The following is a 24,912-nucleotide window of genomic DNA, read 5'->3' as shown; positions in this document are numbered from 1 at the left end:
CCATGCAGGCGCCGCGCATTGGGGTGACCGGGATGTGGTCGAACCAGATCCACGGCCTCCGCTTCGATGGCACCGCGGTCGCGTCCGCGGTGCTCCGCTCCGTCGTTCGCGCGGGCGGCGAGCCCCTCACGCTGTTCGCGGAGGGGCCGTCGCCGGCGGCCGAGCGACTGCGGGGCCTCGACGGCCTGCTGATTCCTGGCGGCTTCGATCTCGATCCGGCACGCTACGGCCAGGCCCCGCTGCCGACCACGGTGACCGCAGACTTCGCCGCGCAGGATCAGTTCGAGGCGGATCTCCTGTCCGCCGCGATCGCGGCGGGGGTCCCCGTGCTGGCGATCTGCCGCGGCTTCCAACTCCTCAACGTGGAGCACGGCGGCACCATGGTGCAGGATCTCCCCGCCGACAGCGTGCATCGCAACAGCGTGCACCCGGTCGAGCTCGCGCCGGACTCCGCGCTCGCCGGCGCCCTGGGCGTGACCGAGCTCCCGGTGTCCTCGTACCACCATCAGGCCGTCGATGCGGTCGGCACCGGGTTGCGGGTGGTCGGCCGGGCCGCCGACGGCATCGTGGAGGCGCTCGAACACGAGCGCGCGGAGCTGCTCGCCGTACAGTGGCATCCGGAGGACACGGCAGCGACGGATCCGACGCAGCAGGCCCTCTTCGATTGGCTGGTGGAGCGTGCCGCGGCGCGCGCCGCCCGGACGGAAAGGAGCGCCGCATGACCTCGCGCGCACGCGTTCTCGTGGTGGAGCATCAGGCGAACGCCGGGATCGGGCACTTCGCCGCCCGGCTCCAGGAGGAGGGCATCACGCTGGAAACGGTCGGCCCGGACGCCGCCGTCCCGGTCCCGGGATCGCTCGACGGCTTCGACGGGCTGATCGTGTTGGGGGGCTCGATGGGGCCGACCGACGATACGGCGGCCCCCTGGCTGCCCGCGACCCGGGCGCTCCTGCTCGACGGCGTGGCGCGCGAGCTGCCGACGCTGGGGATCTGCCTCGGCGCGCAGCTCCTCGCGACCGCGACCGGGGGCCAGGTGCGCACCATGCCGGCCGGACCCGAGGTGGGGCTCACCAGCGTGGGCTTTGCGCCCGGGGCGGCGGGGGATCCGCTGTTCGGGGACCTCGCCGGGGATGCGGTGCCGACCGTGCAGTGGCACTGGCTGGAGGCCGCCGAGCTGCCCGCGCAGGCGGAGGTGCTCGCGTCGAACGCGGCGTGCCGGAACCAGGCCTTCCGAGTCGGAGCCGCGGCCTGGGGTGTCCAGTTCCACCCCGAGGCGCTCACCGGCACGGCCGAGGACTGGGTCGTCGAAGAGGGGGACGGACTCGACGCCCTCGGGCTCTCGGGCTCGGACGTTGTCGCCGAGGTGCGCGCGGCAGAACCGCGTCTCCGCGAACTGTGGGGCGGCTTCGCCGCGCGCTTCGCCGCGCTTGTCCGAGGCTAAGCCGCGCAGCCCTCGTGTGCGCTCCTCGCCCCGGCCGCGTCGTTAGCTCGCGGTCGGGGCGAGGAGCGTGAGCCCGGCCGAGGCCGGCCCGAGCGCGATCCGCGCAAAGCCGTCGAGCTCGGCGGGGACGTACTCGCCCGGGAGGAAGCTCGCAGAGCTCCCCACGAGCACGTTCCCGTGGCGGCCGACGACGGCGAGCGGCGCGCGGCTGCGCAGCAGCATCGGGAGCAACGCCGCCTCGAGGTCGGCAACCTGAATGTCGGTGCCGACCGCCCCGACGCGGACGCCGTCCAGCACCGCCGGAACGGTCAGCGTGACCACGTAGGCCTCAACGCCGAGATAGTCGATGTAGGGGCCGACCAGGGCGGGAGCACCCTCGTGAAACGCGCGGATGAACCACTCGTGGTGCTCGTAGTCGTAATACCGGTCGCCGCCGGGAACCACCCCGAACGAGTACCGGGCAAACCGGGTCTCGTCCTCGCGCACCCACCACTCGAGGTGGCCGTTCTCGGTGCCGAGGGCGGTCCGCGCAAAGATCAGGCCGCACCCGTCGAGCACGGGATGCGCCTCGAGCATCCGCACGGCGGTCGTTTTCATGCGCCGTCGCGCCGATTCGGTGAGCTCTAAGCGGCGATCCGCGCCGAGGTGGAGCGCCGAGATGAGCTCGTCCGAGAGTCGCTCCAACTGGGCGAAGCGATCGGCAAACCACGCGGTGAGTTCCGCGGTGACATCCGCGAGCGGGGCGGTCATGCGGCGGCCCCCGTTCCGGGCGCTCGGCTCGGCTCGGCCCCGGGCCCGAGCGCGAATTTCCCCTCGATGATGAGGCGCATGTTTTCGCGGACGTGCGCCACCGCGAGCCGCTGCGCCTCGTCCGGCTGACGCTGCTCGATCGCCATCACGATCGCGAGGTGCTCCGTGAACGCGAGCTGCGTCGACGCGCTGCAGATCTCTTCGCACCACAGGAAGGGGGAGAGCTCCGACTGCAGTCGCTGCTCCGCGGTCAGCAGCCGCTGCGAGTGGCTCTGCACCGCCACCTCGAAGTGGAAGCGGCTGTCAGCGAGGGAGCGCTCGTGTCCGGCGGGCGCCTCGCGCGCCTCGAACGCGAACTCGGCGAGCCGCGTTCGGACGCCGGGAACCGCGCGCTCCGCGGCGAGTCGGGCGGCCATTCCCGACACCGCGGCGTGCTCGTCGAAGAAGTCGCGGAGGGCGACCGTGCTGATGCGACGCAGCGCAGTCTGCAACGTGTCGGGGGACGGGAAGGGGGCCTGGACCACAAACGTGCCGCCGTTGCGGCCGCGCCGGGTCTCGACGACGCCCTGCTCGCGGAGCGTCGCGAGCGCTTTGCGCAGGGTCGCCACGGCCACGCCGAACTGGCTTGCGAGCTCGGCCTCGGGCGGGAGCCGCTCGCCGACGCTCAGCATGCCCAACGAGATCGCGGTGGCGATGCGCTGCGCGATCCCCTCCCCGGGGACGCCCGACGCCGCGTCACCGCCGCGGGCGGGCGACCCCCCGAGGAGTGGGTGCTGCATCCCGGGTCAGTCCTGGGACTCGAAGCGCAGCGCGCGTGCGATCAGGGCCTCCTGCTCGACGGCGTGGACCTTCGCGGAGCCGGTCGAGGGCGCCGCGGACGAGGCGCGGCTGACCACGCTGATGCGGTCGTTCGCCAGGTGCTTCGAGAGCTCCAGCGAGATGAACGGCCACGCACCCTGGTTTTCCGGCTCATCCTGCACCCACACCAGCTCGGCGCCCGAGTACTGGGTGAGGACGCGCCCCACCTCGACGATGGGCAGCGGGTAGTACTGCTCGACGCGGACCAGCGCGATGCGCGGGTCCGGGTTCTTGTCGAGCGCCACGCGCAGATCGTAGTAGATCTTGCCCGAGACGAGCAGGACGCGCTCCACCTGCGACTTCTCGCCCACGTTCGGGTCGTCGAGCACGGGCTGGAAGTGACCGGTCGTGAAGTCTTCCACGCTCGACGTCGCGCCGCGCAAGCGCAGCATCGACTTCGGGGTGAACACGATCAGCGGCTTGCGCGGCCGTGCGTAGGCCTGGCGGCGCAGCAGGTGGAAGTAGTTCGCCGGGGTCGACGGGCGCGCGACGGTCATGTTGTCCTCGGCGCAGAGCTGCAGGTAGCGCTCGATCCGAGCGGAGGAGTGATCCGGCCCCTGGCCCTCGTAGCCGTGCGGCAGCAGCATCACGACGGAGGAACGCTGACCCCACTTCTGCTCCGCGGCGGCGACGTACTCGTCGATCACGGCCTGCGCCGTATTCGCGAAGTCCCCGAACTGCGCCTCCCACAGCACGAGGGCGTCCTCACGCTGCAAGGAGTAGCCGTACTCGTAGGCGAGCGCGGCGTACTCCGACAGGAAGGAATCGTAGATCCAGAATCGCGCCTGCTCCTCGGAGAGGTTCAGCAGCGGGATCCATTCCTGCCCGTTCGCGCGATCGTGGAAGACAGCGTGACGCTGGGCGAAGGTGCCGCGGCGGGCGTCCTGCCCGGCGAAGCGCACCGCGGTGCCCTCCATGAGGAGCGAGCCCAGGGCGAGCAGCTCACCGAAGCCCCAGTCGATGCCGCCGTTGCGGCTCATCTCCGTGCGCTTCTTCAACAGCTGCTGCAGCTTCGGGTGCACCGTGAAGCCGGCGGGCTTGTTCTCGTGGGCGTCGCCGATGCGCTCGATCACGCTGCGGTCGACCGCGGTCTCGAGCGGTGCGGGGCCGGGGCCGCCGACCTCGGCGACCTGGCCGATCCCGCTCTGGTCGATGATCGGGATCGCGCCGGTCTGCGCCGCGTGGGTCTCCTGGAAGGCGAGTTCGAGCCGGGCCTGGAAGTCCTGCTTGGCCTTCTCGTACTCTTCTTCGGTGATATCGCCACGGCCGACCAGCGCGCTCGTGTAGAGGCGACGGGTGGACCGCTTGGCCTCGATCAGATCGGTCATCAGCGGCTGCGTCATCGAGGGGTCGTCGCCCTCGTTGTGTCCGCGGCGGCGGTAGCAGATGAGGTCGATGATCACGTCGATGTGGAAGCGCTGCCGGAACTCGTACGCGAGCTTGGCGACGCGGACCACCGACTCGGGGTCGTCCCCGTTGACGTGGAAAATCGGCGACTGCACGACCTTGCCCACGTCCGAGGAGTACACGGCGGAGCGCGAGTCGAGCGGGAGGGTGGTGAAGCCCACCTGGTTGTTGATGATGATGTGGATCGTGCCGCCGGTACGGTAGCCGCGCAGCTGCGACATCTGCAGCGTCTCGTAGACCACGCCCTGACCGGCCATCGCCGCGTCGCCGTGCACGAGGATCGGGAGGGTGGTGAACGAGCCGATCGGCTTGAGATCCTGCTTCGCGCGCACGATGCCCTCGAGCACGCCATTGACGGTCTCCAGGTGCGAGGGGTTCGCGGCCAGGTGGATCGGCACTTGCGTGCCGTTCGGTGCCGTGAACACGCCGGAGGTGCCGAGATGGTACTTCACGTCGCCCGAGCCGGCCTTCGAGGACTGCGCGCCCTCGAACTCGCGGAAGATCTGCCCGTAGGTCTTGCCCGCAATATTGGAGAGCACGTTGAGGCGGCCGCGGTGCGCCATACCGATGTCGACGCTGTCGACGCCGTCCTCCGCCGCGTCGACGAGCATGGCGTCGAGCAGCGGGATCACGGACTCGCCGCCCTCCAGGCTGAAGCGCTTCTGCCCGACGTACTTGGTCTGCAGGAAGGTTTCGAACGCCTCGGCCTCGTTGAGCTTCTCGAGGATCCGCATCTGCTCGTCGCGGCTCGGCTTGGCGTAGTTCACCTCGAGCTGCTCGCGCAGCCAGAGCCGCTGTGCGGGATCCTGGATGTGCATGTACTCGATGCCGATCTTGCGGCAGTAGGAGTCGCGCAGCACGCCGAGAATGTCGCGCAGCTTCATGGTGCGCTGGCCGCCGATGCCGCCGGTCACGAACTCGCGGTCGAGGTCCCAGAAAGTGAGGCCGTGCGACTCGATCTCCAGATCCGGGTGGGTGCGCTGCACGTACTCGAGCGGATCGGTGTCGGCCATCAGGTGGCCGCGCACGCGGAAGGAGTTGATGAGCTCCTGGACGCGGGCTTCCTTGTCGATCGCGCCCGAGATATCGACGTGGATGTCGGACGCCCACTGCACCGGCTTGTACGGGATACGCAGCGCGGCGAAAATGTCCTCGTAGAAGTTGTGGCCGCCGATCAGGCGCTCGTGGACAAGCTTCAGGAACTCGCCGGAGCCGGCACCCTGAATGACGCGGTGGTCGTAGGTGCTGGTGAGCGTGATCGTCTTCGAAATGCCGAGGCGGGTGAGCACGTCTTCCGAGGCCCCCTGGAACTCGGCAGGGTACTCGAGCGCGCCGGCGCCGATGATGCAGCCCTGGCCCTGCATGAGTCGGGGCACCGAGTGCACCGTGCCGATGCCGCCGGGGTTGGTCAGGGAGACCGTGCCGCCCTGGAAATCGCTCGCCGTGAGCTTGCCCCCGCGGGCCCGCTTCACGAGGTCCTCGTAGGCGGTCAGATACTCGTTGAAATCGAGCGTCTCCGCGCGCTTGATTGCCGGCACCATGAGCGAGCGCGAGCCGTCCGGCTTCGGCAGATCGATGGCGATGCCGAGGCCGACGTGCGCGGGGACCAGGATCGAGGGCTTGCCGTCGACCTCCGTGTAGGCCACGTTCTGGCTCGGGAACTCCTTGAGCGTCTGGATCAGTGCCCAGCCGATGAGGTGCGTGAAGGAGATCTTGCCGCCGCGGCTGCGGCGGAGGTGGTTATTGATGACGATCCGGTTGTCGATCAGCAGCTTTGCCGGGATCGTGCGGACGCTCGTCGCGGTCGGAACCGTGAGGCTCTGGTCCATGTTCTTCGACAGCGTGCGGGCCATGCCCTTGAGCGGGGTGACGACGTCCTCGACGACGTCCGGGTCTTCCGCCGTGGCCGAGGCCGGGGCGCTGCGCGGGGCGTCGGCCGGGATCGGCGTGGTGCGCGGCGCGGTGTTCGTGGTGCGTGCGGGCTGTGCAGGCGAGGTGATCGGCGTCGTCACCGGTCCCGTCGCGGTCGCGGGCGGCGCCGCTGCCGCGCCCGGTGTTGCACTTGCGCTCGCCTGGGCGGTCTTCCCGTACCGCTCCAGCACCGGCCACCACGATTGGTCGACCGAGTTCTTGTCGACCTGGAACTGTTTCCACAATTCATCGACGAGCCAAGCATTTGCGCCAAAATCTTCTGCGGGACCAACCTGATCGGTGGTCTCCGTGCGCTCTGCCAAAGCGGGTTCCTCTCGGTCGTGCCACTTGCGTGGCAAGTTTCGGTGATCGGGGTGCAGCACCGTAGCCGTACCATGTTCAACCCTACGCCTTTCTGGGGGAACTCGCGGCATAGCTCCTGCGTAGATTCTCAGCCCGCGGTGATAAAGTGGCCATCACTATGGATTCTGGCTCTCGAAGACCCTCAGACCCTCCGAGTAGCTGCCGCGCGGACGCGCGGCAGCCTGCACCGCTCAGGAGCTGCCGGTGAACGACTGGATACTGCTGCTGATCGGATTGATTCTGACCGTCGGGACCGGCATCTTCGTCGCGGCGGAGTTTTCGCTTGTCGCGCTCGACCGGCAAGAGCTCGAGCGTCGACGTGACGCGGGGGAGCGGGGCCTCGATCGGGTGATCCGCGGGCTGTCGATCACGTCGACGCACCTGTCGAGTGCGCAGCTCGGCATCACCCTGACCACGCTGCTCGCCGGCTACACGCTGGAACCGTCGATCAGCGCGTTCCTTGACGCCCCGCTCGGGGCGATCGGCGTGCCGGAGGATCTTCGCCGCACCATCAGCGCCCCCATCGCGATCGCGCTCGCCACGGTCTTCTCCATGATCGTCGGGGAGCTCGTCCCCAAGAACTTCGCGCTCGCGCGGCCACTGCAGACCGCGAAGCTGGTGATGCCGGCGCAGGGCGCGTTCACCGCAACGTTCAAGCCGGCAATTCTCGTGCTCAACGGCAGCGCCAACGGGATGCTGCGGAGCATCGGGATCGAACCGAAAGAGGAGCTCTCCGGCGCACGCTCGGCCGAGGAGCTGTCCTCCCTCGTCCGGCACTCGGCGAGCGCCGGGCTCCTCGAAGCCGATACCGCGACCCTGCTGGACCGCACGCTGCGGTTTTCCGAGCTGACCGCCGCCGATGTCATGACGCCGCGGCTGCGGGTCGAGAGCGTGCAGCGTCTCGAATCCGCCCAGGACGTGCTCGAGCTTTCGGGCCGCTCGGGCTTCTCCCGCTTCCCCGTGATCGACGAGGACCGGGATGACATCGTCGGCGTGGTCCACGTGAAGCACGCGGTCGCCGTGCCGCGCGCCAAGCGCCGCGACGTTCCCGCCGCGGCGCTTGCGGAAGACGTCGTTCGCGTGCCCGAGACGATGCGGCTCGATCAGCTGCTCGGCGCCCTGCGCTCGAGCGGCTTCCAGCTCGCGATCGTGGTCGACGAGTACGGCGGCACCGCCGGAATGGTGACGCTTGAAGACCTCGTCGAGGAGATCGTGGGGGAGGTTGCGGACGAGCACGATCGCGCCGCCGCCGGCGTCGTCGGCACCGCGGACGAGATGACGTTCCCCGCGGACCTGCGCCCGGACGAGGTGCGTGAGCAGGCCGGCGTGACGATCCCCGAGGACGGCGACTACGACACCGTCGCCGGCTTTGTGCTGCGTGAACTCGAGCGGATCCCCGAGGTCGGCGACGAGGTTCCCCTCGCCGACGGCGGGGTGCTGCGGGTGGAGCGCATGGACGGGCGTCGGATCGCGCGCCTGCGCTACACCGGGCCACCACTGCCGAGCGAATCCGACGAGGCTGAGGAGAGTCCCCGATGAGCGACTGGATGGGAATCGTCTGGCTCGTGGTGCTGTTGATCGCGAACGCCTTTTTCGTCGGTGCGGAGTTCGCCGTCATCTCGGCACGCCGATCCCAGATCGAGCCGCGCGCCGAAGCGGGATCGAAGCGCGCGAAGACGGCGCTCTACGCGATGGAGCACGCGACGCTGATGCTGGCCACGAGTCAGCTCGGCATCACGGTGTGCTCGCTGCTGATCCTGAACGTGTCCGAGCCCTCGATCCACCACTTGCTGGAGGGGCCGCTCGCATGGACTGGACTGTCCGCGCAGGCCGTCAGCATCACCGCCTTCGTGCTGACCCTGCTGATCGTCACCTACCTGCACGTGGTGTTCGGTGAGATGATCCCGAAGAACGCGGCGTTCTCGATCCCGGACCAGGCCGTGCTGTTGCTCGCGCCCCCGCTCGTCGCCGTGTCGCGGGTCCTGAAGCACATCATCGCCGCGATGAACGCGATGGCCAACGGCGTGCTGCGACTGTTCCGAGTCGAGCCGAAGTCCGAGACCACGAGCACCTACACGCTGGAAGAGGTGGCAAGCATCGTGAGCCACTCCACCCGCGAGGGCGTGCTCGAGGACCGGAGCGGCGCGCTGACCGCGGCGTTCGAGTTCACGACGAAACGGGCGGCGGATCTGCTGGTGCCGGCGGACCGGCTGGTCATCCTGCCCGCCGGCGCCACCCCGGAAGACGTCGAGGCAGCCGTCGCGAAGCACGGCTTCTCGCGATACCCGATCGCCGCCACGGATGGGGGCCTCACCGGCTACGTCCACATCAAGGACCTGGTGCGGCTCTCTGAGGAGCGCATTGCCGAACCGATCCCCCCGAAGCGGATCCGGGACATGGTCTCGTTCCCCGCGACCGCGGAGCTCGAGGACGTCCTCGCGGGGATGCAGGCGCGGGGGATCCACCTGGCCCGCATCCTGGAGAGCGACGGGACTGAGCTGGGCGTCGTCTTCCTTGAAGACGTCATCGAGGAGCTCGTGGGCGAGGTGCACGACGCGACGCGTCGGCAGCGCTACTCCTGAGCGTCGAGTACGAGGTGCGCGGAGAGCTGATCGAGCGGGATACTCCGGCCCACGAGGAAGGGGTTGTCCGGAACCGCGAACTGCACGTCGAACTCGACCGACTCCTGCGTCAGCACGGTGGGGGTGAGCTCCACGCTGATGTCGTGTCTGAGTAAGCCATCAACGGACACCGTGCCGATCGCGCGGACGGTACTCTTTGAGCTGCCCTCCCGGCGGAGCACCGCGGGCTCCGTGAGCTCGAACACCGCCTCGGGGTAGCTGCCGAGGTGGAGGCCGATGTGGGCCTCGGTGATGACGCCATCCTTGAGGACCAGGGAGCCCGTCGACTTGACCGGGTGATCCAGTGCGCGGCCGAGCGCGCCACTGATCGGCGTCATGACGTTGGTTTCGGTGACCTGGTACACCCGGGCCGTGGGGATGGTCAGGATATCCGCGTCCGCGGACGCGTGCAGTTGCGCCGCGTAGACCTCGGCGTCAGCCACCGGTGCGCAGGCGGTCAGCACCAGGGGGAGCGTCGCGGTGATCGCGGCCGCAAATCCCACGGTCCGTGCGGAACGCCGCGCGCGCAGCGTTGACTCCAACCCGACTTTGACCGGCACAGCTGACACCTCCTCCCCGATGGACGAACTGAGCCGAGCATACGCGGGGAAAGTGAGAGCCTGCCGAAAGCCTCCGGGGCGTCGCGTCGCTCGGGCTACGCGTCGCGCAGGGCGTCCACGGGCTCGACGCGCGCCGCCTTGATCGCGGGATAGCCGCCGGCAAGCAACCCCACGAGCGCGCCGACCACCACCCCCACCGGGGCGGCCCACGGCGCGAGGATCGGCGTCCACCCCTGCACCAGGCACACGCCAATCAGGGCGAAGAGCCCGACGACCACGCCGATGAGCCCGCCGAGAAGTCCGATCGTGACGGACTCCAGCATGAACTGCTGGGCGATGTCCCGGGTCCGCGCGCCGAGTGCGCGGCGCAGCCCGATCTCCCCGCGCCGTTCGGACACGGACAGCAGCGTGACGTTTGCGATGCCGATGCCGCCGCCGATGAGCGCGACGATGCCGATGGCGAGGAAGAGCACGTTCACATCGGACTCGACCTGATCCTGAAGCGCGTTGGAGTTCGCGGGAGCACCTACCTTGAAGGTATCGGGGCTGTTCGGATTCAGCGCGATCGGGGCCTGCCGGGCCACGACCGATCCCGCACCTACGTCGATCCGGATGTCGAGGCTCTCCGTGGTGGTGAGCGCGAGCTCCGAGCGCGCCGTGCTGAGCGGCACGATCACGGAGTCGAGCAGATTGTTGCGGGTTCCGACCTCGTCGAGGATGCCGATCACCGTGTACGCGCGGCCATCGATAAACACCGCGGGCTGGCCGGTGACCCGATTCACGCCGAGGCGCTTCGCCGCTTCCGCGCCGAGCACGACCACGCGGTCGTGGCGCGCGTCATGGCCCGAATCGAAGAAGCGGCCCGTCTGCAGCCCGCCCTTGACCACGGTCATCAGGCCGGGGGAGGCGGCGATCACCGGCGGCGAGGACTTCTGCGGCTCGGAGGGGTCCTGCACCTGCACGGCCTCCACACGCACCGAGGCCGGGAGCTTTCCGATGAGCGCGGAATCGACGACGCCGGCCAGGGGCGCCACCCGCTCGACGGCATCCCAGGGGAGTTTGGAGGTCGCACGTTCCTTGCCGCCCGGGGCCTGGGTCGAGCCCGGGGCCACGGTGACGCGGGTGGCTGCGAGCGCGTCGAACTGCTGAGTGATCTGCCCGGCCGCCGTTTGGGCGAAGCCGATGGTGGCCACGAGCGAGGCGATCCCGAGCACGGTGCCGAGCAGGGTGATGATGAGCCGGGACGGCCGCGACCCGATCCCTTCGAGGGCCTCATGCACGAGGGCGCGGAGCGAGATGTGGCCGCTCATGACAGCTCCGAGAGTTCGCCGTCGTTGATGCGCACGCGCCGCTGGGCGGCGTCGGCGACGTGTTGATCGTGGGTGATCATGACGATGGTGAGGCCGTCGGCGCTGAGCTCCTGGAACAGGCGCATGATCGACGCGGAGTTCTCTCGGTCGAGGTTGCCGGTGGGCTCGTCGGCGAGCAGCAGCCGGGGGGAGGTGCAGACGGCGCGCGCGATCGCGACCCGCTGCCGCTCGCCGCCCGAAAGCGTGTTGGGGGAGAAATCGACGCGGTGCGCCAGGCCGACGCGATCGAGCGCGGCGCGCGCGAGCGGCTCGCGCTCATCGCGGGTGAGCCCCGCGTAGGTCCCCGCCAGCATGACGTTGTCGAGCACGCTGCGGGTCGGCATGAGGTGGAAGGACTGAAACACGAAGCCCACCGCGCGCCCGCGCAGCGCCGAGCGTTCATCGTCGCTGAGCCCCGCGACGTCGATGCCCTCGAACAGGAACCGCCCGGTGCTGGGGCGGTCCAGGAGCCCGAGCGTGTTGAGCATCGTGGATTTGCCGGATCCCGAGGGCCCGACGATCGCGAGGTAGTCGCCGCGCTCGACCGCCAGGTTAACGCCGCGCAGCGCGTTGACGGGCGGCGGTCCGGGGAAGAACCGCGTCACGTCTTCGAGCTCGATGATCGGCCCCGCGAAGTCGGGATTGCCCTCGACCGTGGCCGCGGGGGGTGCCGTGGCCACGGCCGTGGCCGCGGTATCACCGTCCTCATCGGTCCGGCCCCGCGAGCGGGCGCGGGGCCCGCGCAGCCGGTCTCGCAGGGTGCGGCGCGTGGCGCCCGCCGGCCCCTCGGGGATGGCGGCCTCGCCGTCCGCGGAGCCGGGGTCTCTCGGGGCGGCAAAGAGCTCGTCGATGCGGCTCATTCGCCGACCACGACCTGCGCTCCCGGTTCGATCCGGGGGTCGTCCGAGGTGATCTCGACGTAGCCGTCGGCGGCGAGCCCCGCCGTGACGGTGACGTTTTCGGTCTTCGCGTCGTCGCCGGTCCCCCGGGACACCAGGAGCTCTACCCGGTCCTCGCCGCCGGACCCTGCGGACAGCGCGGCGATCGGAACGGCGAGCACCTCGCCCTCGGTGGAGGCGACGGGGATGCGCACGCGGACGTTGCTGCCGCGCAGCACATCGATCTGCTCGGGGGTGAGTTCGCCAGGAGTCAGCCGCACGGAGTACCGGCTCGAATCCGATCCGCCACTGTTGCCGCCCCCGCCGTCTCCGTTCCCGCCGCCGCTGGCGTCGTCACCGCCGCCAGCGCCGCCGCCCGAGCCGCCCCCGCTCTTCGGGGGGATGATCTTCTGCACGGTCGCGGTGAGGTCTTCGCCGCCGGGGCCGGGGAAGGTCGCGGTGAGCCCCTCGCTGAGCAGCTCCGCGTCCTCCTGGGAGATGGTGCCTTCGATGGTCAACGTGGCACCGGAGACGGTCATCGGGGAGCCGGAGAGGATGTCGCCGCGCTTCACACTCACGTCGTCCGCGCGGCGGGGCAAGTCGCTGAGGAAGAGTGCCTCGCTCGAGGGGAGCGTGGGGAGCACACCCTCCTGCGCGGTCGCGAGCGACTGCTGCGCGTCGACGAGGGCATCATTCGCCGAGGTGACTGCGGCCTGCTCGGCGAGCGGATTGCTCGCACCGTCGGCGATCGCCTGCTGCAGCGTGGCCTGGGCCTGTGCCAGCTGCACGCCCGCGTCTCGCGCCGCGCGTTCCGCCTGTTGCAGCGTCTCCTGCGCGTCGGGGCCGCCCGCAGCAGCGGCGTACCCGATCTGCTCGTACAGGGTCCCGAGGGCCGATGCGGTGTCGTACTCGAACAGGTCCGATCCCACATCGCCCGGCCAGTACCCCATCGCGCTCAACGCGGTCTTCAGCTGCACCACATCGGGGCCCCGCATCCCCACGCTGAGCGTGCGGTAGGCGGGGAGCGCGCCGGGGAGCACGATGACGGGGCGCCCGGCAACCTCGAGCGCGATATTGCCGGCGTTGAACACGGTGCCCGACTCGGGAACGTGCCCCGTGACGACGGGGCGGGCCTCGCCGCCGCCCGCATCGATCGTCACGGTGACGGCGTCGGCGTAGGTCACCTCGCCACGCGACACGACGGTGTTTTCGATCGCCCGCAGTTCCACGGGGGCGGTGACCGGCCCGGCCTTCGGCGGAGCGGTGCGCGCGGCAAGCTCCGCCGGGGAGACGATGAACTGCATCACTCCGACACCGATCAGGAGCGACACGACCGCGACGGCCGCGATGAGCGCGACGAGACGCGTCCCGGACCACGGCCCGCGCCACCAGCTCCCGCGCGTGGTCGACGGGGCCGGCTCCCCGGGCCCGTCGTCGGTTCCCGCCGTCCCGGGGTCGTTCGCGTCGCCCGCCGCGTCCGAGATCTCGGGAACGTCGGTGTCCGGTTCGCCCGCTGCCGCGGGTGGCTCGCCGGACTTCGTGGCGCGCGAACGGGCGCGGAACCGCGGGGTCTTCACCGGTGCTAGTCCTTCTTCGTGACGCCGTGCTTGGCGATGAGCGCGTCGAGCGCGGCCTTGTTTTCGTCGACGAACTTCTGTTCCGCCGCGAACAGCACCTTCTGCTGCTTCTCGTCGTACTTCAGCTCCTTCTTGCACCGGAAGTCCGCGGTCGCCATCTCGATCTCGCGCTTCTGGAAGGCGTCCTTCTCGGACTTGCTCGGCTCCGTGACCTCCCCGGTCTCGTCGTTGAACTCCTGAGCCGAGTAGTACTCGTCGCTCAGTTCGTTCTGCGCGGTCATCGGGTCGGTGAGATCGGGGTAGCCGGCCTCGGCCATGCAGTCCGACCAATCGCGGTTGAGCTGTTCGATTTCGGGGCTCATCGAGTCCTCCGAGGCCACGGCAGCGTAGACCTCGTTCATCGACTCGAACAGCTCGGCGAATTCTGGATCCTCGTACGCGGCCATGCCGCCAGGGGAGTCCTTCTGGGTCTCGTGATGCGCTTTGCCATAGCAGCCCTGCGTCTCCCAGCTGCTCGTGAAGGATCCGCCCTCCTCCATGGCGGCCATTTCTTCCTCGGTGGGGCCGGGGCCGTAGAGCGTCTCGTTGAAAGCGATCTGCTCGGACTCGCTGAGGGACTCGATGTACTTCTGGTTCGGGTCGACGTACTCCTCGTCCGGGCCGGCCATCGCCGATCCGCCCGGGAAGTCAACGATGCCGTAGCCGTACTCCTTCGCGAACTCCTCGGAGCCCCACTCGGGGCCGTCCGACTCCTCGTCAGACATGGTGACCACGCCGCCATTGTTCGTGTTGGGCTCGTATTCGAAGCCCTCCTGGGTCATGCACGCCGCGACGAGTTCCTCGGTCTTGAGGTTCTCCGCGTCGAGCTTCTCCTGGCTCATCGCCTCGTCGTCCCACAGCGCCGACATGTAGGTGGTGAGCGGGCCCTCCTCGGCGGCGCTGGCACCGCCCTTCGACTCGCCTCCGCCGCTGCACCCGGTGAGGGCAATCGCGGCGACCGCAACGGCGGCGGGAACCCAGTACCGGGCGGAACTCGTGCGTACAGACATGGCACCTCTTCGGGGGTTAGCGGTGCGGGCCCATCCCGCACTCGAGTCGCGAATCCCCGTCAACGTAGCACAGCAGCGCGCGGCCCTCGGGAGTATTCCACAGAAGGGGTACCTGGGTACGATGCGGTGCAGTGGTTTTCGGCCCGTCGCGGGCGAATCCCCCCGCATCCGCGGCGAGTTTCCCCGGATGGGGCCCGGAATCTGCTAGTGGCTCAGCAGTCGGGTGAGCTGCGCCCCGACGAGCTCGGACTCGATGAGGAAGGAGTCGTGGCCGAACGGTGAGTCGAGCCGCGTCGCCCGGTCGCCATCGAGGCTTCCGGGGGCGTGCCGGGCGATCTCATCCTGTCCCGCGACCGTGAAGAGCCGGTCACTCGGGATACCGAGCACCAGGGTCGGCAGATCCAGCGTCGACAGCGCCGCGCGCACGCCGCCCCGCCCCCGGCCCACGTCGTGAGAGTTCATGGCCTGCACCAGCGTGACATAGCTGCCCGCGTCGAAGCGGCGCGTGAACTTGTTCCCGTGGAAGTCGAGGTACGACTCGACCGCGAAGCGACCGCCGGCCCCGAGCGGGCTGACGGCCGACTGCCAGGAGCGGCCGAAGCGCTCGTCGAGCTCCGAGTGGCTGCGGTAGTTCAGCAGCGCCAGGCGCCGCGCGGTCGCGAGCCCGTGGTGCGGGCCGATCCCGTCCGGGGCGTCGTAGTAGTTGCCGTCGCGATAGGAGGGGTCGGAACGAATCGCCTCGAGCTGCACGAGGTTCAGGCCGATCTGGTCCGCGGTCGTCACGGGCGGCGCCGCGATCACGGCGAGCCGCTCGGTCCGCTCGCGGTGCGATACCCCCCACTCCAGGGCGTGCATGCCGCCCATCGATCCACCGATGACGGCGTGGAAACGCTCGATCCCCAGCGTGTCGGCGAAGCGCTCGGCCGCGGCCACCTGATCTCGGATCGTGAGGTAGGGGAAGCTGCCGCCCCACTCCCGCCCGCTGGGGGAGAGGGATGCGGGCCCGGTCGACCCCTGGCAGCCGCCGAGGACGTTCGGGGCGACCACGTAGTAGCGGTCCGTGTCGAGGGGCCGGCCGGGCCCCACGATCTCGGCCCACCAGCCGTCGGTCGGATGCCCGGCGCTCGCGGGGCCCACGAGATGGCTATCGCCGGTGAGCGCGTGGAACACGAGAATCGCGTTGTCACGCCGCGCGTTGAGCTCGCCGAAGGTCTCGTAGGCGATGCGCACATTCGGCAGCTCGCCGCCAAACTCCGTCGCGAGATCGCCGATCGTGGCGAACTGGCGCTCTCCGACCGGGTCACCATCCCGCCAGCCGCCCGAGATCGGCGGCCGCCCCATGAGCGCGCGCAGCTGCGCGTCGGTAATGAAGTCGGTCGGAAACGAATCCTCGGGAGTCTGCCAGTCCATGCCCCCATTCTGCCCGTCCGCACCTCGCGCCGTGCGAATGTTACGCGTGCCGCGCTGGCGCGCCCCGCGCGTGCACGTGCGTGCGAGCGGCCGAAGCGCCCGCAACGCCCGCGGGAAAGCCCCGGGCGCAGCCCAGAACCCCGCCGAGATTGCGATCCGGCACCTGCTCATGCTGAGCACGGTGCGAGCGTGCGATCTCGACGGGGTTCGGGTGGGGCGCCTGGCCCCGGCTAGATGCGGGCTGCGGCGACGACCGCGCGAGCGGCGGCGAAGCCCTTCTCCAGGTCAGCCTTGATGTCATCGATGTGCTCGAGGCCCACCGAGAGGCGCACCAGACCCGGCGTCACACCCGCGGTGAGCTGCTGCTCGGGCGTCAGCTGCGAGTGCGTGGTCGAGGCGGGGTGAATGATCAGGCTGCGCACATCGCCGATGTTCGCGACGTGGCTGAACAGCTCCACGTTCTCCACGACCGCGCGGCCGGCATCCACGCCGCCCTTCAGCTCGAACGACAGCACCGCGCCCACACCCTTCGGGGCATAGGTGTTTGCCGCCGCATACCAGGGGCTCGAGGGAAGGCCCGAGTAGTACACCGTGGCGACGTCGTCGTGCGCGTCGAGCCACTCGGCGATCTCCTGCGCGTTCTGCACGTGGCGCTCCATACGCAGCGACAGCGTCTCGATGCCCTGCAGCAGCAGCCACGCGCTGAGCGGGGCGATCGCCGAGCCGAGGTCGCGCAGCAGCTGCACCCGGGCCTTGATGATGTACGCGATCGGATCGCCCACGGCACCCGTGTAGCTCACGCCGTTGTAGGAGGGATCCGGCTCGGTGAGACCCGGGAACTTGTCCGCGTGCTGCGACCACGGGAACGTGCCGCCGTCGACGATCACGCCGCCGAGCGTCGTGCCGTGGCCGCCGAGGAACTTCGTCGCCGAGTGCAGCACGATGTCCGCGCCGTGCTCGATCGGGCGCACCAGGTAGGGGCTCGCGACGGTGTTGTCGACGATCAGGGGGAGGTGGTTCTCGTGCGCCACGTCCGCGACCGCGCGGATATCGAGCACGTTCGAGCGGGGGTTCGCGAGGGACTCCGCGAAGAACAGCTTCGTGTTGGGGCGCACGGCGCGCTGCCACGCTGCCGGATCATCCTGATCCTCCACGAAGGTGACCTCGATGCCCAGCTTCGCGAGCGTGTACTTGAACAGGTTGTAGGTGCCGCCGTAGATGGAGCTCGAGGAGACGATGTGGTCGCCCGCGTTCGCCACGTTCAACACCGCGAACGTCGACGCTGCCTGGCCGCTGGCGAGGAGGAGCGCGCCCGTACCGCCCTCAAGCGCGGCGAGGCGCTGCTCAGCGACCTCCTGCGTCGGGTTCGTGATGCGCGTGTAGATGGGGCCGAGCTCGGCAAGGGCGAAGCGGTTTGCGGCCTGATCCGAGTCGTCGAAGACAAACGCCGTGGTCTGGTGGATCGGCAGCGCCCGCGAGCCGGTCACGGGATCGGGCTGCTGGCCGGCGTGGATCTGCTTGGTCTCGAAGCCCCAAGCGTTCTGCTCTGACATGCGTACTCCTCGGTGGTGGGGCCGACGGTACCCGTGGCCGTTCAGTATGGGTGGTGCTGGAAATGAGCGTACGAGGTGCGCTACTGCGTCGGCAACGTCCCCCGACACTGAGCGTAATGAATCCTCACTGTGACGCACCTAAACTAGCGGGATATGCGGGCCCGTGGGTGGGCCGTGCACGCGGCAAGGGAAGGAATGCGACGCATGCGGCAGCGGGTGGTGGTGACCGGAGCGAGCTCGGGGATCGGGGCGGCCACCGTGCGCCGCTTCGCGGAACAGGGCTGGGACACCGTGGCGGTCGCCCGCCGCGCTGACCGGCTGGCGGCGCTCGCCGCCGAGACGGGCGCTCACCCGATCGTCTGCGACGTCACCGATGACGCGCAGGTGGCGCAGCTTGCGGCCGAGGTCGCGGCGAGCGGGGGTGCCACGGGCCTCGTGAACAACGCGGGCGGGGCGCTCGGCACCGAATCCGTGGAGCACGCGTCGACCGAGGATTGGCGGCGCATGTTCGAGGTGAACGTGCTCGGGCTGCGATCCGTCACCGCGGCGATGCTCCCCGTGCTCCGGGCTGGTGCGCGCGAGGCCGGCTGGGCGTCGATTCTCAACGTCACCTCGACCGCCGGCCACAGCGCCTACCCGGGTGGCGGCGGCTACAACGCCGCAAAGTACGCCGCGCACGCCGTGACCGAGGTGCTGCGGCTGGAGCTCGCGGGGGAACCGATCCGCGTGATGGAGCTCGCGCCCGGGCTCGTGCACACCGAGGAGTTCACGCTCAACCGGCTGCGCGGGGACGCTGCGGCCGCCGCGAAACCCTATGCCGAGGTGATCCCGCTGCAGGCGGCGGAGGTGGCGGCGGTCCTCGTGGGCGCGTTCGCGCAGCCGCCCCACGTGAACCAGGACCTCATCGTGCTCCGCCCCGTCGCCCAGTCGAGCGTGTTCCACACGCATCGCGGGCCGCTCGTCCCGAAGGGCGATGCGTGACCGTCGACTGGCACACCGCGGGCCCCGCGGCTGCGTTCACCCGCCGCATCGCGCCGGACTGGGCCGCCGCCCTCGCGCCGGAGCGGGCGCGGTTCGCGGAGCTCGCCGAGTTCCTGGCCGAGGAGCGCGCCGCCGGCCACGAGGTGCTGCCTGATCCGGCACGCGTCTGCGCGGCCTTCGAGCGGCCGCTCGCCGAGGTGCGCGTGCTGCTCGTGGGGCAGGATCCGTATCCCACGCCCGAGCACCCGATCGGGCTCTCCTTCGCCACGGCCGCCGCGGTCCACCCGCTGCCGCGGAGCCTCGCGAACATCTCCCGCGAGCTGCAGAGCGACCTCGGCGTGCCGCCGCTCCCGCACGGCGATCTCACGGCCTGGGCGGATCAGGGCGTGCTGCTCCTGAACCGGGTGCTCACCGTGCGGGCGGGCGCGGCGGGTTCGCACCGACGGCGTGGCTGGGAGGCGATCACCGAGTGCGCGATCCGGGCGCTCGTGGCTCGGGGCGGCCCGCTCGTCGCGATCCTGTGGGGGAACGACGCGCGCGCGTTGGCACCCCAACTGGGTGACGTGCCCCGGATCGAGAGCGCGCACCCCTCCCCGCTGTCGGCCTCCCGCGGCTTCTTCGGTTCCGCCCCGTTCAGTCGGGCAAACGCGGCGCTCATTGCGCAGGGCGCGGCGCCGATCGCGTGGGGGATCGATCCGGCACCGGGCGCGCAGCTGCCGCTCTGGGGATAGTGCCGCCCGCCGGTCCGCGTCGCGCGAGTGCGCCCACGAACCCGGCGGAGATTCACGAACTCGCAGGAGATTTTTCCCGGAATTCCCGCCCTGCCCCGTGAATCTCCGTGGCAACGTGCGGCGGCACGCGGCATCCGCACCCCGCCGCACCCTGCTGCAGCCCCGTCGCACTCCCGCGGAAGTCCCGTCGCGCCGAAAAACCGTGTAAACTTGGCTGCTGTACTTCGGCGAGGGGCCTCAGCGCCCGTTATCGACGCGGGACGGAACGCCTCTGCGGGCCATCTTGCTGCGTGACAACGCAAGTGCGAGACACCAATCCTGGCGGCCCGGCCGCCCCAATTGGGCGCGAGCCCGCAAGGAGATCATCATGACTGAGACGAACAAGCTGGTCGCAGCTGCACGCGAGACCTTCGGCAAGGGTGTGGCGCGCAAGCTCCGCGCGATCGGCCAGACCCCGGTCGTCGTCTACGGCCACGGCACCGACCCCGTGCACCTCTCGGTGGAGACGCACCCGCTGAGCCTCATGCTCCGCCAGGCGAACGCCCTGATCGAGCTCGACATCGACGGCAAGTCGCAGCTGGTCCTCGTGAAGGACGTGCAGCGCGATCCCGTACGCCAGATCATCGAGCACGTTGACCTGCTCGTCGTCAAGAAGGGCGAGACCGTCGAGGTCGAGGTCCCGCTGCACATCGTGGGCGAGTCCTTCTCGGGCACCAACGCTCTGCAGGAGCTCAACACGATCCGCCTGAGCGCTCCGGCAATCGCGATCCCCGAGAACATCGAGGTCAACGTGGACGGCCTGACCGACGGCACGCAGATCCTCGCCGGCGCGGTCGAGCTCCCCGAGGGCGTCACGCTGCTCGACGCTGAGGACGCACTCGTCGTCAACGTCGTCGCACCGCGCGGCGCGTCCGAGGACGAGGCGGCTGAGGAAGCCGCAGCCGAGTAAGTTTCGGCGCACACTTCGGCCCGCCGGATCAGCGAGTTTCGCTGATCCGGCGGGCTCTTTGCCGCTCTGGGGCGTGTGTGTCGGTGGTACCTGCAATCATGGTGTGCGTGGAGGTGCCGAGTGTTCTGGCGAAAACTGAGGAAAGTGGAGGCCCCCGTGGCTGAGGACAGCTGGCTCGTGGTCGGCCTGGGGAACCCCGGGGCGCAGTATGAGGCGACGCGGCACAACGTCGGGCAGATGGCACTGGACGTGCTCGCGGAGCGAATGGGCGGAACGTTCTCCTCGCACAAGACCGGGGCCAGGATCGCTGAGGGGCGGATCCGGCCGGGCGGCCCGAAGCTGATTCTCGCGAAGTCGAATGGCTACATGAACACCTCCGGCGGGCCGGTCTCGGCGCTCGCCAAGTACTTCGACCTTCCTGCGGAGCGCGTGATCGCGATCCATGACGAGCTCGACCTGCCGTTCGACTCGATCAAGTTGAAGCAGGGCGGCGGCCACGGCGGGCACAACGGGCTGCGCGACATCGCGAAGGCGCTGGGCACCCCGGACTACTTCCGCGTGCGGGTGGGCATTGGCCGCCCGCCCGGACGGCAGGATCCCGCGGACTTCGTCCTGAAGCCGTTCGGGACGGCGGAGCGTGCCGCACTCGGCGTGCTGCTTGAAGACGCCGCGGATGCCACCGAGATGCTCGTCGATGCGGGGCTCCTGAACGCGCAGCAGCGCTACCACGGGCGGAGCGCATCGTGAGTTTGCGCGGGATCGACGGGTTCCTGGCGGAGTCGGCCTCCTTCCAGCGTGCGCTCGAGTTCAGCGGCATGGACGCCGAGTTCTCGGTCCCCGAGGGGCTCCGCGCCCCGCTCGTCGCGGGCCTGCTTCGGCGGCAGCGTGCGGGCGGTGACCGTGGCGCGTTGCTGCTGATCGCCGCGACGAGCCGCGAGGCCGATGCGCTGCGCGCGTCCCTTGCCTCGCTGGTCCCCGAAGCGAGCACCGTCGAGTTTCCCGCCTGGGAGACCCTGCCGCACGAGCGGCTGAGCCCGAGCGCCGAGACCGTGGGTCGGCGCGCCATCGCGCTGCGCCTCATCCGGGAGCACGCCGCCGCCGTGCGCGCGGGGGAGGAAGTGCCCCCGCTCATCGTGGTCGCCTCCGTGCGCGCGGTGCTGCAGCCGGTGTCGCCGCACGCCGCCGATGCCGAACCGCTGACGCTTCGCGCCGGATCCGACAGCACCGGGCTCGACACCGTGGCGCGCGAACTCGTGCTGCGCGCCTACACGCGCGTCGACATGGTGACGCGCCGGGGCGAATTCGCCGTGCGTGGCGGCATTCTCGATGTGTTTCCCCCGGAAGCGGCCCAGGCCGTACGCGTGGACTTTTTCGGCGACGAGGTAGACCAGATCCGGCGCTTCGCGGTGTCGGATCAGCGCAGCGCCGGCGACCCGCTCGCCGAGGTCGAGCTGTGGCCCGCGCGCGAGCTGCTGCTCACGGACGAGGTGCGGGAGCGCGCCACGGAGTTGCTGCCAAAGTTCCCGGCGCTGGCCGGGTTGCTGGAGAAACTGAGCGAGGGCATCCCGGTCGAGGGGATGGAGAGCCTGCTGCCGCAGCTCGTCCCGGGCCTGCAGCCTCTGACGGCGTTGCTGCCCGCGGGCGGCGCGGTGCTCGTGGCCTCCCCCGAACGCATTGCGGGGCGCGCCGTCAGCCTCGCCGAGACCAACCGCGAGTTCCTGGAGGCCGCCTGGCACGCGGCGACCGCGGGTGCCGACGCGCCCGTGCCCGTGCAAGACAGCGGCATGCTCACGGTGGCACAGCTGCGCGAGGCCTCGGCCGACCGCCCCTGGTGGACCGTCTCGAGCTTTGTGCGCGACGCGGAGGAGGTGGACGGTGGCTCCGATGCCGGATCCGACGCCGCACCTGATGCCGGGTCCGATCCCGCCGTTATCCCGCAGTTCCACGATCCCGCCGCGATCCCCGTGCACGGGGGTCCGCTGCCGCGCCCGCCGAAGGGCGGCGACGCGACGGCGGCGATGATCCGCTTCATGAGCGAGCGCATGGGCGAAGGCTGGGGTGTGGTCGTCACGGCCCAGGGCGTTGGGCTCGTGGAACGTGCGCGGGACGTGCTCGCGGAGGCCGGCGCCGCGGCGCGCATCGTCGAGGAACTCCCGGCAGAGCTTGAGGCCGGGGTCGTCTACCTCGTCGCGGGCACGGCGTGGTCCGGGTTCCAGAGCGACGAGGCGCGATTCGCGCTCATCACCGAGGCGGAGTTCTTCGGCCGCGCGGTGAGCGCCCAGGCGGCCACCGGGCAGAAGCTCGCGAAGCGGCGCGGCAAGAACGTGGTCGACCCGCTCAAACTCGTCGCGGGCGACTACGTGGTGCACGAGACGCACGGCATCGGCCAATTCGTGGAGCTCACCCAGCGCATGGTGCCCACCGGCATGGGCCGTGACGCGGGCAAGGCGTTGCGTGAGTATCTCGTGCTGGAGTACGCGTCGACAAAGCGCGGCATGCCCAAGGACAAGCTGTACGTCCCCACCGACCAGCTCGATCAGCTCTCCCGCTACGTCGGCGGCGAGGCCCCCGCGCTGTCGAAGATGGGCGGCAGCGACTGGAGCACCGCGAAGTCGAAGGCCCGCAAGGCGGTCCGCGACATCGCCGTGGAGCTCGTGAAGCTGTACTCCGCCCGCGTCGCCTCCAAGGGGCACGCGTTTTCCCCGGATACCCCGTGGCAGCACGAGCTCGAAGAGGCGTTCCCGTACGCCGAAACGATGGATCAGCTCACCACGATCGACGAGGTGAAGCGCGACATGGAGAACCCGATCCCCATGGATCGCCTCGTGGCGGGCGACGTGGGCTTCGGGAAGACCGAGGTCGCGGTGCGCGCCGCGTTCAAGGCGGTGCAGGACGGCAAGCAGGTCGCGATGCTCGTGCCCACGACGCTGCTCGTGAACCAGCACTTTGAGACGTTCCAGAACCGTTTCGCAGGTTTCCCGGTCCAGCTACGGCCGCTGAGCCGCTTCCAGACCGAGAAGGAGTCCAAGGAGACCATCGACGGGCTCGCCGCGGGCACCGTCGACGTGGTGATCGGGACGCACCGGCTGCTCTCGGAGAGCGTGCTCTACAAGGATCTCGGCCTGGTGATCATTGACGAGGAACAGCGCTTCGGGGTGGAGCACAAGGACGCCCTCAAGAAGCTGAAAACGAACGTCGACATCCTCGCGATGAGCGCGACGCCGATCCCGCGCACCCTGGAAATGGCGGTCACCGGGATCCGCGAGATGTCCACCCTTGCGACCGCGCCCGAGGACCGGCACCCGATCCTCACCTTCGTGGGACCCCGAAGCGACAAGCAGATCACCGCGGCGATCCGGCGCGAACTGCTCCGCGAGGGGCAGGTGTTCTTCGTGCACAATCGGGTGAGCTCGATCAACCGGGTCGCGGCGCAGATCTCGGAGCTGATCCCCGAGGCGCGGGTTGCCGTTGCGCACGGCAAGCTCTCCGAACACCAGCTCGAACAGGTGGTGCAGGATTTCTGGGAACGCAAGTACGACGTGCTCGTCTCGACCACCATCATCGAGACCGGCCTGGATATTGCGAACGCGAACACGATCATCATCGACGCGGCCGACAAGTACGGGCTGAGCCAGCTGCATCAGCTCCGCGGCCGCGTGGGTCGGAGCCGCGAACGGGCCTACGCCTACTTCCTGTACGACCCGGAGAAGCCCCTGACCGAGCACGCCCACGAGCGCCTCGACACCCTGGCCGCGAATAACGAGCTCGGATCCGGCATGCAGGTGGCGCTGAAAGACCTGGAACTGCGCGGGGCGGGAAACCTCCTGGGCGGCGAACAATCGGGGCACATCGCGGGCGTCGGCTTCGACCTCTACCTGCGGATGATCGGCGAGGCCGTGAACACCTTCAAGGGTGAGGAAGCGGTCGGCACCGTCGAGCTGGTGCTCGAATTGCCGGTCGACGCGCACATCCCGGAGGACTACGTCGAGAGCGAGCGCCTGCGGCTCGAGGCCTACCAGAAGTTCTCCGCGGCCTCGCACCCGCAGTCGCCGGAGGACCACGTCGCGCTCGTGCTTGAGGAGCTCACGGACCGGTACGGCGAGCCTCCCGCCGAGGTGCAGCGTCTCGCCGCGGTGTCCGCGCTCCGGCGGCGGGCCTCCCGGCTCGGCCTCTCGAAGGTCGTCGCCGCCGGGCCCGCGCTGCGCATCGAACCGGTCAAGTTGCTCGACTCCCGCAAGATGCGCATGAACCGGATGTATCCGGGCGCGCGCTATACGGAGACGACCGGCACCCTGCAGATCCCGCTCCCCGGCGGCACCGCGAGCTCACGGAGCCCGCTCGCGGGCGTGGGGCAGCGCAAGGTTGGCGACGAGGGAGACATCGTCGCGTGGACCGGGCGCGTGCTCGCAACCCTGCTCGAGGAGGACGCGCCGCCAGCCGCGTAGGCGCGCCGCCGATCGTGTCGGTGCCGCCCGCCACGGTGGTGCAGGCCCCGCTCGCCGGGGTGGCACCGCTCCACGCACC

19 protein-coding genes are annotated in these 24,912 nt (G+C 69.9%); 9 read left to right on the top strand and 10 right to left on the bottom strand.

The window, feature by feature from the left end:
* The first annotated feature begins 2 nt into the window (after positions 1-2).
* Together D3230_RS03265 and D3230_RS03260 are read left to right on the top strand one after the other, a co-directional pair.
* Positions 3-722: a gamma-glutamyl-gamma-aminobutyrate hydrolase family protein gene (locus D3230_RS03265; protein WP_202343546.1), complete on the top strand. Its 720-nt coding sequence runs from the start codon at positions 3-5 to the stop codon at positions 720-722.
* The gene (locus tag D3230_RS03260; protein WP_202343545.1) at positions 719-1,441 is read left to right on the top strand and encodes a type 1 glutamine amidotransferase; all 723 of its coding nucleotides are present in this window, start codon (positions 719-721) and stop codon (positions 1,439-1,441) included. Before D3230_RS03265 ends, D3230_RS03260 begins: the two co-directional genes overlap by 4 nt.
* Positions 1,442-1,483: 42 nt before the next feature.
* Here D3230_RS03260 and D3230_RS03255 read toward each other — a convergent pair whose 3' ends face one another.
* From D3230_RS03255 to D3230_RS03245, 3 genes are read right to left on the bottom strand one after another with little or no spacing between them, the layout of a single operon-like run.
* The gene (locus tag D3230_RS03255) at positions 1,484-2,191 is read right to left on the bottom strand and encodes a cache domain-containing protein (RefSeq protein WP_202343544.1); all 708 of its coding nucleotides are present in this window, start codon (positions 2,189-2,191) and stop codon (positions 1,484-1,486) included.
* Positions 2,188-2,970: a FadR/GntR family transcriptional regulator gene (locus D3230_RS03250; protein ID WP_202343543.1), complete on the bottom strand. Its 783-nt coding sequence runs from the start codon at positions 2,968-2,970 to the stop codon at positions 2,188-2,190. Before D3230_RS03250 ends, D3230_RS03255 begins: the two co-directional genes overlap by 4 nt.
* Before the next feature lie 6 nt (positions 2,971-2,976).
* On the bottom strand, positions 2,977-6,690 hold the full coding sequence (locus D3230_RS03245) for a multifunctional oxoglutarate decarboxylase/oxoglutarate dehydrogenase thiamine pyrophosphate-binding subunit/dihydrolipoyllysine-residue succinyltransferase subunit (RefSeq protein WP_237466667.1): 3,714 nt from the start codon (positions 6,688-6,690) through the stop codon (positions 2,977-2,979).
* Positions 6,691-6,934: 244 nt separating this feature from the next.
* Here D3230_RS03245 and D3230_RS03240 point away from each other — a divergent pair, with 244 nt between their 5' ends.
* Together D3230_RS03240 and D3230_RS03235 are read left to right on the top strand one after the other, a co-directional pair.
* Positions 6,935-8,269, top strand: a complete 1,335-nt coding sequence (locus tag D3230_RS03240; protein WP_202343541.1) for a CNNM domain-containing protein — start codon at positions 6,935-6,937, stop codon at positions 8,267-8,269.
* Positions 8,266-9,312, top strand: a complete 1,047-nt coding sequence (locus D3230_RS03235) for a hemolysin family protein (protein ID WP_202343540.1) — start codon at positions 8,266-8,268, stop codon at positions 9,310-9,312. Before D3230_RS03240 ends, D3230_RS03235 begins: the two co-directional genes overlap by 4 nt.
* Here the strand turns inward: D3230_RS03235 and D3230_RS03230 are convergent.
* The 7 genes from D3230_RS03230 to D3230_RS03200 all read right to left on the bottom strand — a co-directional run bounded on the left by D3230_RS03230 (position 9,303) and on the right by D3230_RS03200 (position 17,727).
* Positions 9,303-9,911 carry a hypothetical protein gene (locus tag D3230_RS03230; protein ID WP_202343539.1) on the bottom strand — a complete coding sequence of 203 codons (609 nt, stop codon included), beginning with the start codon at positions 9,909-9,911 and terminating at the stop codon, positions 9,303-9,305. The genes D3230_RS03235 and D3230_RS03230 overlap by 10 nt on opposite strands.
* 95 nt (positions 9,912-10,006) lie before the next feature.
* Positions 10,007-11,221, bottom strand: coding sequence for an ABC transporter permease (locus tag D3230_RS03225; protein WP_202343538.1), 1,215 nt, complete (start codon positions 11,219-11,221; stop codon positions 10,007-10,009).
* Positions 11,218-12,120, bottom strand: a complete 903-nt coding sequence (locus D3230_RS03220; RefSeq protein WP_420029011.1) for an ABC transporter ATP-binding protein — start codon at positions 12,118-12,120, stop codon at positions 11,218-11,220. Before D3230_RS03220 ends, D3230_RS03225 begins: the two co-directional genes overlap by 4 nt.
* Positions 12,117-13,715: a hypothetical protein gene (locus tag D3230_RS03215; protein ID WP_337249060.1), complete on the bottom strand. Its 1,599-nt coding sequence runs from the start codon at positions 13,713-13,715 to the stop codon at positions 12,117-12,119. The genes D3230_RS03220 and D3230_RS03215 overlap by 4 nt, the downstream gene beginning before the upstream one ends.
* Before the next feature lie 5 nt (positions 13,716-13,720).
* Positions 13,721-14,764 carry a hypothetical protein gene (locus D3230_RS03210; RefSeq protein ID WP_202343537.1) on the bottom strand — a complete coding sequence of 348 codons (1,044 nt, stop codon included), beginning with the start codon at positions 14,762-14,764 and terminating at the stop codon, positions 13,721-13,723.
* 204 nt (positions 14,765-14,968) lie between these two features.
* Entirely contained in the window at positions 14,969-16,174 is a 1,206-nt protein-coding gene (gene metX / locus D3230_RS03205; protein WP_202343536.1) for a homoserine O-acetyltransferase MetX, read from the bottom strand.
* 230 nt (positions 16,175-16,404) lie between these two features.
* Positions 16,405-17,727 carry a bifunctional o-acetylhomoserine/o-acetylserine sulfhydrylase gene (locus D3230_RS03200; RefSeq protein WP_202343535.1) on the bottom strand — a complete coding sequence of 441 codons (1,323 nt, stop codon included), beginning with the start codon at positions 17,725-17,727 and terminating at the stop codon, positions 16,405-16,407.
* Between the two features lie 204 nt (positions 17,728-17,931).
* Between D3230_RS03200 and D3230_RS03195 the strand changes: the two genes are divergently transcribed.
* From D3230_RS03195 to mfd, 5 genes are all read left to right on the top strand, one after another.
* On the top strand, positions 17,932-18,708 hold the full coding sequence (locus D3230_RS03195) for an SDR family oxidoreductase (protein WP_202343534.1): 777 nt from the start codon (positions 17,932-17,934) through the stop codon (positions 18,706-18,708).
* Positions 18,705-19,439: a uracil-DNA glycosylase gene (locus D3230_RS03190; protein ID WP_202343533.1), complete on the top strand. Its 735-nt coding sequence runs from the start codon at positions 18,705-18,707 to the stop codon at positions 19,437-19,439. The genes D3230_RS03195 and D3230_RS03190 overlap by 4 nt, the downstream gene beginning before the upstream one ends.
* Before the next feature lie 367 nt (positions 19,440-19,806).
* Positions 19,807-20,388 carry a 50S ribosomal protein L25/general stress protein Ctc gene (locus tag D3230_RS03185; RefSeq protein WP_202343532.1) on the top strand — a complete coding sequence of 194 codons (582 nt, stop codon included), beginning with the start codon at positions 19,807-19,809 and terminating at the stop codon, positions 20,386-20,388.
* A 156-nt stretch (positions 20,389-20,544) separates the two neighbouring features.
* On the top strand, positions 20,545-21,135 hold the full coding sequence (pth, locus tag D3230_RS03180) for an aminoacyl-tRNA hydrolase (protein WP_202343531.1): 591 nt from the start codon (positions 20,545-20,547) through the stop codon (positions 21,133-21,135).
* Positions 21,132-24,833, top strand: coding sequence for a transcription-repair coupling factor (gene mfd / locus D3230_RS03175; RefSeq protein WP_202343530.1), 3,702 nt, complete (start codon positions 21,132-21,134; stop codon positions 24,831-24,833). Before pth ends, mfd begins: the two co-directional genes overlap by 4 nt.
* Positions 24,834-24,912: the final 79 nt, after the last annotated feature.

It is taken from the genome of Leucobacter chromiireducens subsp. solipictus, assembly GCF_016758195.1.
Classification (GTDB): Bacteria; Actinomycetota; Actinomycetes; order Actinomycetales; family Microbacteriaceae; genus Leucobacter; species Leucobacter solipictus.
Note: the sequence above shows the minus strand (reverse complement) of the source record. Positions and strands in the feature narration are given on the sequence as shown.

What these genes read in the sequence shown, in the direction of transcription:
- D3230_RS03265 (WP_202343546.1), top strand. Translation starts at nt 3, where the DNA reads ATGCAGGCGCCGCGCATTGGGGTGACCGGGATGTGGTCGAACCAGATC.
- D3230_RS03260 (WP_202343545.1), top strand. Translation starts at nt 719, where the DNA reads ATGACCTCGCGCGCACGCGTTCTCGTGGTGGAGCATCAGGCGAACGCC.
- D3230_RS03255 (WP_202343544.1), bottom strand. Translation starts at nt 2,191, where the DNA reads ATGACCGCCCCGCTCGCGGATGTCACCGCGGAACTCACCGCGTGGTTT.
- D3230_RS03250 (WP_202343543.1), bottom strand. Translation starts at nt 2,970, where the DNA reads ATGCAGCACCCACTCCTCGGGGGGTCGCCCGCCCGCGGCGGTGACGCG.
- D3230_RS03235 (WP_202343540.1), top strand. Translation starts at nt 8,266, where the DNA reads ATGAGCGACTGGATGGGAATCGTCTGGCTCGTGGTGCTGTTGATCGCG.
- D3230_RS03225 (WP_202343538.1), bottom strand. Translation starts at nt 11,221, where the DNA reads ATGAGCGGCCACATCTCGCTCCGCGCCCTCGTGCATGAGGCCCTCGAA.
- D3230_RS03220 (WP_420029011.1), bottom strand. Translation starts at nt 12,120, where the DNA reads ATGAGCCGCATCGACGAGCTCTTTGCCGCCCCGAGAGACCCCGGCTCC.
- D3230_RS03210 (WP_202343537.1), bottom strand. Translation starts at nt 14,764, where the DNA reads ATGTCTGTACGCACGAGTTCCGCCCGGTACTGGGTTCCCGCCGCCGTT.
- metX (WP_202343536.1), bottom strand. Translation starts at nt 16,174, where the DNA reads ATGGACTGGCAGACTCCCGAGGATTCGTTTCCGACCGACTTCATTACC.
- D3230_RS03200 (WP_202343535.1), bottom strand. Translation starts at nt 17,727, where the DNA reads ATGTCAGAGCAGAACGCTTGGGGCTTCGAGACCAAGCAGATCCACGCC.
- D3230_RS03195 (WP_202343534.1), top strand. Translation starts at nt 17,932, where the DNA reads ATGCGGCAGCGGGTGGTGGTGACCGGAGCGAGCTCGGGGATCGGGGCG.
- D3230_RS03185 (WP_202343532.1), top strand. Translation starts at nt 19,807, where the DNA reads ATGACTGAGACGAACAAGCTGGTCGCAGCTGCACGCGAGACCTTCGGC.